Consider the following 12334-nt stretch of genomic DNA (forward strand, 5'->3'; position numbering starts at 1 on the left):
GTTACTCGAAAGAAGTTTCCCGCGCGGTTTCTAATAATAATCGTCGTTCCGATCGCACGATCGCCTCGCGGGTGGATAACACCGAATCGGGATCGACGGAAAGACTCGTCACCCCCCATTTCACCAGATCGTCGATCGAATCGGGATTTTCCACGATCGACACCCCGCACACGCTACAGGGAATATTCAGCCGTCGCGCCTGTTGGATCGTCTGTTTTAAAGCGGCCAGAAGCGCGGGATGGCGGGTGGTTAACTGTTCCGAACGGGGGGGACGATCCCGATCGATCCCCAGTAGCCAGCGCGCGAGATCGTTCGTCCCGATAGCGATTCCCTGAACCCCCGCGCGAACGTAGTCCGGGAGTTGGAAGATCACCGAGGGAACCTCGGACATGATCCACAGTTGAAACGACGGAACCCCGGTGAGTCCGGCCATCCGCACGCGTTCGCGACAGAAGATAAATTCCTCGATCGAGCGGACGAAGGGTAAAATCAGATTTACATTGGTCGCGTCCGTCTGTACCCGTCGCAAAGCTTGCAATTCTAACTCGAAGAAGGTGGGATCGAGGGTGTACGCGAGGGTTCCCCGTCGATCCTCCCCGTCGTTTTCCAGCGAATTATCGAAGGAGCGATAGAAAACCGGACGCGGCGCGAAACGGCTGGCGAAATGTCCGATCAGCAACGCGATTTCCCCGATAAATTCCTCTCTCCGCTCTAATTCCATCCATTCCGGCAGGGAACGACGGGAGAGCGGTTCGCCGAGCATCCACTCCGATCGCAGTAAACCGATCCCGTCCACCGGGAGCGTTAAAACCCGATCGATACTGTCGATCTGGCTGATATTGACCATCAAACGGGTTCCGATGGGGGTGGGATCGATCGGCGCGAGGGGAACGGAGTCAACGCGTTCGATCGCCCGATCGCCTTTAGAAATCAGTCCCATCGTGCCGTCGAGAAGGATCGTTTCCCCCGATCGAAGCGCGCTCGTCGCGTTGGGAACCCCCACCACCGCGGGAATTCCCAACTCCCGCGCCAGAATCGCCCCGTGGCTGGTAATCCCGCCGTATTCGGTAATAATCCCCTTGAGCGAGCGGAGATGGGTGAGTTGATGGGGGGGGAGACTCGGGGTGACGAGAATGCTGTTTTCCAGATTCTCCCGTATCTGGTCGAGATCGGTGACAACCCGCGCCACCCCGGAAACGATTCCGGGAGAGGCCGCGAGTCCTTTGAGCGGGAAACGGGGGGAGGAGAGGGGAGAGGAAACCGTCTCCTCGTGATGGCAATTGAGGAGATAGAGCCGCGAATCGGCATCGATCGACCAGTGCCAACCGGTTAGGCTGGGTTTTTCGGCGAGAAGGGAACCCGTGAGTTCGAGGATTCGATCGAGCGTCGCGTTATCCAGACAGTAGGTTTCCTGTTCTTCGAGGTCGGGGGAGCGCGCGGTCACGGGATCTCCCGAGAGAGCGAGAGAATAGGCGCGCGACTTCATCCCTAGCTGGCGATCGAGCAATTTATAGTTACCGCGGTGAACGGTATAGATATCGGGGGCCACCTCGCCATCGCGTAAACTCCGGTCTAAGCCCCAGGTCGCCTCGATCCGCAAGCGATCGGTCTCGACCGTCACCCTCCCCGAACAGACCGCGTTGACGAGCGGTTGTACCAGGATCGCCAATCGTACCGTGTCCAGCCCGATTCCCATCCTGCGCCAGTAAAATAGGCTTTTCGCGGTGAATAGCTCCGCCCAGGCGGTTTTTAGGGCGTTCTCGATCGATTCCGGGTCGGCGCGGCTCACCGGCGCGGTCAGTAACCCGGTCGATCGTCGCGCGATCGTCCCCGGTAACGAGAATCGCCAGATCAGCGCGTCCGATCGCAGTTTTCCCACGGCTTCCGTCAATTCGGCCAGCCATTCCCCCGGAAGGGACGATTCCCGGATCACCCGGCGACTCTCCCGCGCCACCACCTGAAGAGCCTTGGAATCGTCGATATCCAAGTAGAGAGAGGAGTGGGGGAAATCCGCCAGCATCGAGGCAGAATCGTTAATATTTTCAAAAAATTGTTGAAAAGCCGTATTGATAATCGTGAAACCATCGGCGATCGGGTATTCTCTCCGGCGTAACTCACTCAAGACGAACGCTTTCTCGCCCACCAGAGGGCGATCGAGAGACGAGACACCATCGAGCCAGGAGAGAATGGTCACGGGATTCTGTCGAGAATTCTGAGATGATTGTAAAGGAATTCTTAAAAAATGAAAACTTTCCGCTTTTATCTGCTAGGGCGATCGATAGATAGTATCTCTATTGTGACGCTCTATCCCGAGAGCGATCGTGAAGACTTTCCGGATTTCTGGAAGGCAGGAGTCAGGAGTCAGGAGGCAGGAGTCAGGAGTCAGGAGTCAGGAGGCAGGAGTCAGGAGTCAGGAGGAAACAATATCATTATCTCCCCCACCTCCCCCACCTCCCGATGGCGATCGGACGGGCGAAAACGGCTACTATTAGAGAGGTACGGAATTGTCAATCATCACGCGAGAGCTTCATGTCCACACCCGCGAAAGTTTTGTTAGTCGATGACGAACCGGGGGTTCGCGAATCGGTACAAGCGTATTTAGAGTACGGCGACGATCTAGAAGTCCGGGTTGCCAGTAACGCGAACGAAGCGTGGGACTTACTCCAAGAGGAGATCCCGGATCTGGTTATCTCCGATATCATGATGCCTCAAGTAGATGGTTATCAGTTTTTAAAGAAATTGCGGGAAGATCCCCGTTTTCAGACGATTCCCGTGGTTTTTCTGACCGCGAGAGGCATGACGAGCGATCGAATCCAGGGATATAACGCGGGGTGCGATGCCTATCTCTCCAAACCCTTCGATCCGGAAGAACTCGAAGCGCTGGTGAAATCGTTGATCGATCGTCGTCGTCAGTCCCTACAAGCGAATAGCGAGAACGCGAAACTAGAGGAAATCGCCCGCGAGATCCGCGAGCTAAAACAACGGTTCGGTCAACAGAACACCTTCACCACCACGCCATCCCCCGTTAAGGTCGATCTCACCCCCCGCGAGCAAAGCGTCCTCGATCTCGTGGCCGAGGGATTGATGAACAAAGAGATCGCCAGTCGTCTCGATACCAGCGTTCGCAACGTGGAAAAGTACGTCAGTCGCCTCTTTAGCAAGACGGGAACCAATAGCCGCACAGAACTCGTTCGTTTCGCCCTAAAACACGGCTTAACCACTTAACAGGAGTCAGGAGGCAGGAGACAGGAGGATAGATCTTCTTATATCACTTTCTCTTCCCCCTCTCCCTCATCTTCCCCCTCTCCCCCCTCTCCCTAGCACCTTTCTCACTCCCAAAGGAGATTTTTTATGCCTTTTCCCCGCTCTAGCGGTATTCTGCTCCATCCTACCAGTTTTCCCGGCCGTTACGGCATCGGCGACCTCGGAACGGAGGCTTATCGGTTCGTGGACTTTCTCGCGCGGGGCGCCCAGCGACTCTGGCAGATCCTGCCGTTGGGGCCGACCGGTTACGGGAATTCCCCCTATATGAGTTTCAGCGCCATCGCCGGAAATCACCTGTTGATTAGCCCGGATATCCTTCTCGAAAAAGGATTGCTAGAGCCGTCGGATCTGGAAGATATCCCGGAATTTCCCGTCGATCGAGTGGATTTCGACAAGGCGATCGCTTGGAAAGTCTCCCTACTCCGTAAGGCGGCGAGTAATTTTGTCAAGATCAATGATACAATTCTTTACCGACAGTTCGAGGGATTCTGTCGGGGGAATGCCGATTGGCTGGAGGATTACGCGCTGTTTATGGCGTTATCGAACGCTCACGAGGGAAAACCCTGGACGGACTGGCCGGAGAATATCCGCGAGCGGCATTGGGGCGCGTTGGATTATCCCCGAGAACAGTTACGGGACGAGATTTTCTTCCATAAATTCGTTCAATTCGAGTTTTTCGAGCAGTGGTTAGCGCTGAAACGGTACGCGAACGCGCTGAATATCCAGATCGTCGGCGATATCCCGATCTATGTCGCGGGCAATAGCGCCGATGTTTGGGCGAATCCCCGCGTTTTTCGCCTCGATCCTCATAGCGGGAACCCGATCGAGGTGGCCGGTGTTCCCCCCGATTATTTCTCGGAAACGGGGCAATTGTGGGGGAATCCGCTTTACGATTGGGATTATCTCAAGTCCACCGGCTTCGACTGGTGGGTGCGTCGGGTTAAGGGGGTTTTGTCTCTAGTAGACATCATCCGGATCGACCATTTCCGCGGGTTGGAAGCGTATTGGTCGGTTCCTTTTGGGGAGAGTACGGCGATGAACGGACGCTGGATTAAAGCGCCTGGATACGATCTTTTCAACGCGATCCGCGATCGTTTGGGGAAATTACCGATTATCGCCGAGGATCTGGGCGATATCGATGAGGCGGTGTTAAATCTGCGCGATCATTACGGTTTTCCGGGGATGAAGATTTTACATTTCGCCTTCGGGAGTGACGCGGGGAATCCCTATCTACCGTTTAACGTCGATCGCAATAGCGTCATCTACACGGGAACCCACGACAATAACACGACGGTGGGATGGTTCCACGATAACGCTAACGAACACGAGAGAGCGCGACTGTATCAGTATATCGGCTGTCGGAGCGATCGGGGGGTGGCTTGGGATCTCATCCAACTCGCGTACAGTTCGGTGGCGAATCAGGCGATCGTTCCCCTGCAAGACGTGTTCGGTCTCGGTTCCGAGGCGCGGATGAACACTCCCAGCGTTGCCGAGGGAAATTGGGCGTGGCGCTATCGCGGCGAGGCGTTACAGGACGAATACGGCGATCGATTGCGGGATCTCGTGTATTTCTTCGGTCGGAATCGCTAGATCGATCGACGGGGGAACGTTTCTCGCCTTCCCCCGCTCCCTATCTTTTCCTTTCTCGCTCCCTCACCCCGATCGAAAGCCGTGGAACTCAAACAAGTGATCATCGCCCATAAAGCGAACCACGCTCAGAGTAAGGCGTGGGCGGAAACGTGCGCCAAACAGTTAGAAGCCCGTCAGTGTAAGGTACTGATGGGGCCGAGCGGCTTTAAGGATAATCCCTATCCCGTTTTCCTCGCCTCGGCCAGCGAGAAGATCGATCTGGCGATCGTCTTGGGAGGGGACGGAACCGTGTTAGCGGCGGCGCGCCATCTGGCCGCGGAGGGAATTCCTATCCTCGCCGTGAACGTGGGGGGACATCTGGGCTTTTTAACCGAACCTTTCGAGGTATTTCAGGATACGGAAACGGTTTGGGATCGATTGCAGGGCGATCGCTACGCGGTGGAAAAACGGATGATGTTAACCGCGCGGTTGTACGAGGGCGATAAAAACTCGCCGCGAGTCGCCAGCGATCGATTTTACGCGCTCAACGAGATGTGCGTGAAACCGGCGAGTATCGATCGGATGCCCACCTCGATCCTCGAAGTGGAGGTAGACGGGGAGATGATCGATCAGTATCAGGGGGACGGCTTATTAGTGGCTACCCCTACCGGATCGACCTGTTATACCGCCTCCGCCAGCGGGCCGATTATTCATCCCGGCATGGAAGCGATCGCCGTGACCCCGATCTGTCCGTTGAGTCTGTCTAGTCGGCCGATCGTGATTCCCCCCGCGTCGATGGTGAATATCTGGCCGTTGGGAGATTACGAATTAAATACGAAACTCTGGATGGACGGCGCGTTAGCCACCTCGATCTGGCCGGGGCAATGGGTGGGAGTGACGAAATCGGAGCATTTCGCCAAATTTATTATCCTGCGCGAAACGTACTCGTTCTATCAGACGTTACGGGAAAAACTCCAGTGGGCCGGCGCGCGCTTTCCCTACGACGGGAATCGACATAATTAAAAATGGGGGAGTGTTTCGGGAAAAGGGGTTTTTCGGGGAAAGGGGAAGGGGAAAAGGGGAGAGATCGCTTGTAATCCATTTATCTTTACCCGAAGCTTCCCGGTGGGGTAGCGAAGCGTAACCCACCCTACAATTTACCGAATAATCCCGAATCCTAGCCTATTCCCACTGTCGCAATTGTTCGAGGACGTTTTGCCAGAGCGCGATCACCTGTTCCTTGAGACGCTCGAAAATCGCGGCGATCGAGATAATCAGAATCCCGACAATCAGCCCGATCAGCCATTTTAAAACTGAATACTCGAAACCGAGAACGATTAATTGATAGGCGACGGTGAGGAGAAAAGCGCTCGTTCCCACGAAGAGAAAGGCGCGAATTCGCGTTCCCAGACCGATTACAATCGTCGCGAGAGCGATCGCCGCCGGAATCCATCCCCCCGTCTCTTGATGGAACAGTACCGCCGTCACGCAGATCAGACCGCTCCCGGCAACGCGCCAATAGTGTTTGGCGACGCGTCTCGATCGCAAAAAAGGATCGACTTGGGCGATATAGAGAAGGGAAAGACCCGTTAATACAGCATAAAACAAAACATCTGTCAAGTCCTCTCGGATGAAAAATCGGAAGATCCCCCAGTTCGCGAACGCGACGCTTAGGTAACTCCAGCGGATTTTTCCCGGACGGAGGGCAATCCAAGCGTAAAAAACAGCGATTAACAGAATACTAAAATAAGATATCGGGATAAAAGTTAAGAAAGCTGTCAGGAGAGGGATACCGATCGCGATATTTCGCCAAATATCGCTTCTCCATCCCCATCGCTCCCAAGGCGCTTCGTAGAACGCAAACGCGAAAATACAGGAGATCGCGCCGAAAAACGGGTCGAATCCTTCTAATTCTGGCCCGAACAAACGGGCTACTATCGCGGTACTGTAGAGATCCGCGACTCCTAGATATACCCACCATCCTTGCGGTCGGTTTCTTCCCTGGAGGATGGGATATGCCGCGATCACGAGACTGAAGGCGAAAAAGAGAGGATTCGGGTGATATTCGGGGATACCAACGAATTTCCAGAGGACAGCTACGAACCAGTGACCGTGAGCGATCGCCGTCAGCCCCGGTAGACTCAGAGAGAAAAGCGATTCCCGTCCCTTTTGCCGACACCAACGGACGAGAAGACGATAACCGAAAGCGATCGCCACCGTCACCCGACTTAGGATTAAATAGAGATCGGATACATTTCCCCCCGTCTGTAAACTCGCCTGATAGAGTATACATTCGTAAATCGCGGCGGTAATCCCGATTAGAGAGAGATAACCTAGAATTTGCCCGTTTTGTAGGCTAAGGCTGACTCCGAATCCGATCGCCGACGCGCCGAGTATGATGAGTCCGGTGTAAGCGTTCCAATCTCCCCATCGCCAAAAAATCGCCATTCCCGCGAACAGTAACGGGGCGAATTTTACCGCGGGGACGGAGGGGAAACGGGGTAGTAACGGACGGGTTATCGCGAGGACGGCAAACCCTAGCAGAAGATTGATTCCCGATACGAGAAGAAAATCCCGACGCGTCCACAGGACACTTTCGGCCGCGATGATTTCTCCCAACCACATCACCACCCAAACCGCGAAATTATCCAAGCGATTTCGGGAATAAAATAGGAGTGAAGTGCCGAGTAGAAAACCGGAGGCGATTACCTGTCGGTTAGGAGTGAAGAGACCGATTACGACTAGGGTTAAATGTAGCGTTAAGATGCCGAGATTTCCCAAACAGAGGAAAATTCCCCACTCGTGAATCGAGTCCGCGTAGAGAGGGAATAGGGAATCCCGACGCGCTCGAACCGCTAAACCGGTTAACCACAGTCCGGAGAGAATCTCCGCGTTCGCGAGTATCCAATTCGGGGAAAGAAGTAAACCCGCGAAAGTTTCGGACTGAAAACCGTATTGCCAGAGGGTGACGAAAATTGTCGCCAGGATAAAACCGATATGCAGTCTCGTGGCGAAACGTTGATGGAGATAGAAACTGTTTCCCAACATTAAGACTACCGATATTCCCAAACCGATAATTCTGGTTTCCGGTTGCCATAGGGTTAGGGTTTGGGCGATGAGTAACGCGATACTACTAAATACAGCCGCTTCTCTCCTTCTATTTTCTGGACTTTTCACGGCGACGACGGTTAGCATTATCGGGGTGAGTAGCCACGCGATGGACCGCGGATTCGGCGTTATTGACGCGTTAGCGGGTAATAGGAATAGGTAGGCGATCGAGGCGAGAATAAAACCGAAATACCAGTTACTTTTCGCGAGCACCGCGGGGATTCGGGACATACTGGCTATCCACTCGATCGCCATGAGAGTTAAAAACACGATCGACCATCCCGACGCGTCTAAATTCGGGAAAACGGTATCGACGATCGAGGCTATCGTGAAGAGGGCGATCGAGTGGGTAAAATAGAGGAGACGGACGCGGATCGGTTGTGGAAATAGGGTATAGAGTAAGGTCGCGGTGGAAAGAGAGAGATTGATCGATCGAGCGACAGGATTCGAGATACTATTGAGCGTTAAGAAAATTCCCAAAACCAAAGCTAAATACTCGGCAATACGTGCTAGATTCAATCGCTCGCGGCGATATAACCACCGGCTAAACAAAACCCAGAGAACTAGGTAAGGAAAATAGGTAATTCCGTAGAAAGTGTTACTGTAGATAGAATCCCCGGTTATCCGTACCCAGTTATTAACAAAACTTTCTCGAATCGTTGCCGGGATTAAATTCTCTATCCGAAACCATAGTTGTAAACCGACGAGAAATAGAGAGATAACGTCTCCCGTCCACCAGGCTCGCGATAATCTTTTCCAGAAAAAATGTAGAGCGAAGAGACTGATAATTGTCGCGGATAGAGGAAAATCCGCAAGAACCGTGAATCCCCAGCCGAGCGAGAGGAAAAGTACGGCGATCGCCTCAAGAATTGAGCGGATAAAAGCGGAAGTTTCTCCCGAAGTGTAATAGGGAAAAATCCAGCCCCAAATACCGATCACCAGTCCGAGATCTTCCCTCGGCAATCCGTCGATAAATCCTCCCCGAATTAATAAAATAGTACCCCCGTAGAGAAGGAGAGATTTTCCCAATACGCTCCGAGAAATTTCCTGCCGTGGAACGATAAAAACGAGGAGTATACCCGTGAGGATAACCCCGCTATAAATCGCGACAATGGAAAATCGATCGATCCCCCATCCCCATTGCAGTAAACTTAAGCCGAGAAAGCCGAACGTGTAGAGAATCGGTAAGCTCGATCGACTCTGAAAATAGAGAATTCCCAACAGGCTAACCGTAGCGATCACCGTCACTACTAATCCCGTCCCCGACGACCATAACCCGAAAGTATCTATCGCCCAAAAATTGACGGGAATCAAGAACAATGATATGATCTGTAGCGTTTGACTGGTTAACTGTAAATTCGCCTGTCGTTTCAGGAAAAAACCGATCGACCAGAAAATTACCGTATAACTCCAGAGAATGATATACTGAGTCGAGCGAGAGATATTTTGCCATTGGGTTCCCGCTAAAACCGCGGAAGACAGGACGACTAGAAAGATTCCCAAAAACAATAACCAACGAACACTTAATTCCTCCCGAAAAGATTCCCAAGCGTTCGTTACTAATCTTCTAACTTTCTCCTGTCGGGAAACCGATCGCGGGATTAATGCTTCTTCTTCCCGCGGGAAAGTATTCTCGATAACCGGATAATCGATCGCGGGTTCGGGAGTCGGGATCTGACAGGATAAATACCATCTCGCGACATATTTAACCTGTTCATCGTCCAATAACCCTAACGCTAACCAGTGATCGAATCCCGCTAATAAATTGGGATGCGATAGATCGATTGACAGGGAAAAAAGTTCGGGAGAAGGAGGGCGATCGGGGTTCATAGGCGATACGATCGAGAATCTAACCTTTCTCGATAAAAGAGGTCGTTCGATAGCTCGATCGAAAAACCGTTTCCCCTCCATCAAACCGCGAGAACTCGCCCCTTGTCCCCACCTTCGTGCCAATTTCCGAGGCGGATCGCGTTAAGATATTTAAAGCGAGTTTATAGACAAATACGCGTTAAGATAGATGCGGAATTTTCCCTCTCTTTATCCAACCGAATGATGTTCGTACCAGTGACGCGCGATATCGACGCGACGACAGATCCAGACTCGATCGAACCCGAGAATATATTCCAAAAATCGCACTAAAGCCTTAATTCTGCCCGGTCTACCCACTAAACGACAGTGTAGCCCCACGCTCATCATTTTCGGCGCGGTTTCTCCCTCCTCGTACAGCGTATCGAACGCGTCGCGCAGATAGGTGAAAAACTGCTCGCCACAATTAAACCCCTGATTGGTGGCGAAACGCATATCGTTATTATCGAGCGTGTAGGGAATAATTAAATGATTCTCGTCGTTTTCCCGCACCCAATATGGTAAATCGTCCGCGTAACTATCGGCCGTGTAGAGAAAATTTCCCTCCTCGATCGCCAGTCGGAACGTGTTGGGACTGGTTCGCCCCTGATACCATCCTAACGGGGGAGATCCCGTCACTCGCGTGTGAATCTCGATCGCCCGGCGAATATGCTCCCGCTCGACTTCCTCCGGGACGTACTGGTAATCGATCCAGCGATAACCGTGACTGGCGATCTCCCAATCCGCCTCGATCATCGCCGCGACAGCCTCTGGATTGCGCTCTAACGCCATCGCCACCCCGTAAACGGTCACGGGTACGTTATTCCGGGTAAACAGTCGGTAAAGCCGCCAAAACCCCGCGCGACTGCCGTACTCGTAGATCGATTCCATATTCATGTGACGGACTCCGGGGAGCGCGGAAGCGCCGACAATCTCCGATAAAAACGCTTCCGAAGCTTTATCCCCGTGAAGGATGCAGTTCTCTCCGCCTTCCTCGTAATTAATCACGAATTGAACCGCGACCTTCGCGGAGTTCGGCCACTTCGGATCGGGAGGATTTCGCCCGTATCCGACCATATCGCGCGGGTAATTAGATTTTTCGGGGAAAATTGGATCTTGCATTTGGATAGGAGCCAGGAGTCAGGAGTCAGGAGTCAGGAGTCAGGAGGAGGAGGCAGGTCGTAGGGTGGGTTAGCACAGCGTAACCCACCGAAAAGCCTGAAATAATCGGCAGGAGCCAGAAATAGGAGGTATTCTTGAAAAATACCCAGATTGGAAAGCTGAACGCTATCTAACTCGCTCTCCAATCCTCAAGACGAACGCGCTCGTTAATCGGGAATTCCGTTTCTCGCGTCTGTTCCACCTCGCCATGCGCTTTCAATAACGCGACCAATTTTTTCCGCATGATCAAACCAGGCTTATCGGTGAACATATGCTGTTCGCGGTTGGGACTGAGGGGGACATCGTAATCGGTGGTTTCCAGAATCCGCTTATCTTCTAGGGTAACGGCCCGATCGAACGCCACCACATCCGCCGTAGCCGTGTCCGCTTCCGTATCGTTGCGAACGCAGAACTGCACCATCTGGGAGGTAGAATCATCGATCGGGGTCATCGTATTGACGATAATATGAGATAGACCGTTCGGGTAATTTATCCGTAATTTGACCGTAAACGGCATAAACCACGTCATATCGAGCGTTCTGACCGTCTCGCCCGCGTCCATCTTTAAATTCTGTTGTTGCAGTTCCGGATTCACCACCCCCAAAACCCCGCGAACGTGCAATTTCCATTCCTCTTCGGTAAACTCCAGACTATCGGGGGTCGTGTGTTCTTCCGTCCCGAAGGTTCCCTGATGCACGAAAGCCGGGTGCGCGAGGTCGAATTCATTCTCCATCACCCGCAGTCCCGCGCATTTCCAGGTCTCGTAAAATTCTTGAATACTGCGGAATTCGGGGTCGCGTGTCTCCTCGATATCGGGAATTCCCACCAACGGATCATCCGCTAAACAGACCCAAGCGTATCCGTACCGTTCCGCGCAAGAATAGGCGTTTACCTGATAATTCGGCGAAATCGCGCAATCTTTCTGCGGAACCACCACGCATCGCCCCTTACCGTCAAATTGCCAACCGTGATAGGGACAGGCGATATTTCCTCCCACCACTTTCCCTAACGATAGTTTCGCGGAACGGTGGCAACAACGATCCTCGGCCGCGCGCGGTTTCCTGTCCGCGTCCAGCCACAACACGAGGGGATGTTCGAGCAGGGTAAACGAGCGCGGCCCGTCTTGTAATTCACCGATGGGAATGACGGGATACCAAAAGCGACGCAATACGGGTTGTTTGGTGACTAACATAGATTTTTTCGGATAAATTTACGAAATGATTCAATTTTTCGCGGTTCGATCTTGAAATTGAATGGATTGATTTTGAGCTTTAAACCGATAAATTTGCCATTTAAAAAATAAATTGCCTCCTGCCTCCTGCCTCCTGCCTTCTGCCTCCTGCCTCCTGCCTCCTGCCTCCTGCCTCCTGCCTCCTGCCTCCTGCCT

8 protein-coding genes are annotated in these 12334 nt (G+C 52.9%); 4 read left to right on the forward strand and 4 right to left on the reverse strand.

The window, feature by feature from the left end; genetic code table 11:
- Position 1 precedes the first annotated feature (1 nt).
- A complete protein-coding gene (locus V0288_RS17720; protein ID WP_332866477.1) occupies positions 2–2194 on the reverse strand; it encodes a putative PEP-binding protein in 2193 nt (730 codons plus the stop codon).
- A 127-nt stretch (positions 2195–2321) separates the two neighbouring features.
- Between V0288_RS17720 and V0288_RS17725 the strand changes: the two genes are divergently transcribed.
- The 4 genes from V0288_RS17725 (at position 2322) to V0288_RS17740 (ending at position 5856) form a co-directional block, all read left to right on the forward strand.
- Positions 2322–2492, forward strand: coding sequence for a hypothetical protein (locus V0288_RS17725; protein WP_332866478.1), 171 nt, complete (start codon positions 2322–2324; stop codon positions 2490–2492).
- A 37-nt stretch (positions 2493–2529) separates the two neighbouring features.
- Positions 2530–3225 carry a response regulator transcription factor gene (locus V0288_RS17730; protein WP_332866479.1) on the forward strand — a complete coding sequence of 232 codons (696 nt, stop codon included), beginning with the start codon at positions 2530–2532 and terminating at the stop codon, positions 3223–3225.
- A gap of 126 nt (positions 3226–3351) precedes the next feature.
- Positions 3352–4854 carry a 4-alpha-glucanotransferase gene (gene malQ, locus V0288_RS17735; protein ID WP_332866480.1) on the forward strand — a complete coding sequence of 501 codons (1503 nt, stop codon included), beginning with the start codon at positions 3352–3354 and terminating at the stop codon, positions 4852–4854.
- Between the two features lie 81 nt (positions 4855–4935).
- Positions 4936–5856, forward strand: a complete 921-nt coding sequence (locus tag V0288_RS17740) for an NAD(+) kinase (protein ID WP_332866481.1) — start codon at positions 4936–4938, stop codon at positions 5854–5856.
- 159 nt (positions 5857–6015) lie between these two features.
- Here V0288_RS17740 and V0288_RS17745 read toward each other — a convergent pair whose 3' ends face one another.
- The 3 genes from V0288_RS17745 to V0288_RS17755 all read right to left on the reverse strand — a co-directional run bounded on the left by V0288_RS17745 (position 6016) and on the right by V0288_RS17755 (position 12139).
- On the reverse strand, positions 6016–9771 hold the full coding sequence (locus V0288_RS17745) for a hypothetical protein (protein ID WP_332866482.1): 3756 nt from the start codon (positions 9769–9771) through the stop codon (positions 6016–6018).
- Between the two features lie 207 nt (positions 9772–9978).
- Positions 9979–10908: an allantoinase PuuE gene (puuE, locus tag V0288_RS17750; RefSeq protein ID WP_332866483.1), complete on the reverse strand. Its 930-nt coding sequence runs from the start codon at positions 10906–10908 to the stop codon at positions 9979–9981.
- Positions 10909–11077: 169 nt separating this feature from the next.
- A complete protein-coding gene (locus V0288_RS17755) occupies positions 11078–12139 on the reverse strand; it encodes an aromatic ring-hydroxylating dioxygenase subunit alpha (RefSeq protein ID WP_332866484.1) in 1062 nt (353 codons plus the stop codon).
- Positions 12140–12334 lie beyond the last annotated feature (195 nt).

The organism is Pannus brasiliensis CCIBt3594 (assembly GCF_036688125.1).
Taxonomy (GTDB): domain Bacteria; phylum Cyanobacteriota; class Cyanobacteriia; order Cyanobacteriales; family Microcystaceae; genus Pannus; species Pannus brasiliensis.

Coding starts and splice junctions, on each gene's coding strand:
- V0288_RS17730 (WP_332866479.1), top strand. CDS start 2,530: ATGTCCACACCCGCGAAAGTTTTGTTAGTCGATGACGAACCGGGGGTT.
- malQ (WP_332866480.1), top strand. CDS start 3,352: ATGCCTTTTCCCCGCTCTAGCGGTATTCTGCTCCATCCTACCAGTTTT.
- V0288_RS17745 (WP_332866482.1), bottom strand. CDS start 9,771: ATGAACCCCGATCGCCCTCCTTCTCCCGAACTTTTTTCCCTGTCAATC.
- puuE (WP_332866483.1), bottom strand. CDS start 10,908: ATGCAAGATCCAATTTTCCCCGAAAAATCTAATTACCCGCGCGATATG.
- V0288_RS17755 (WP_332866484.1), bottom strand. CDS start 12,139: ATGTTAGTCACCAAACAACCCGTATTGCGTCGCTTTTGGTATCCCGTC.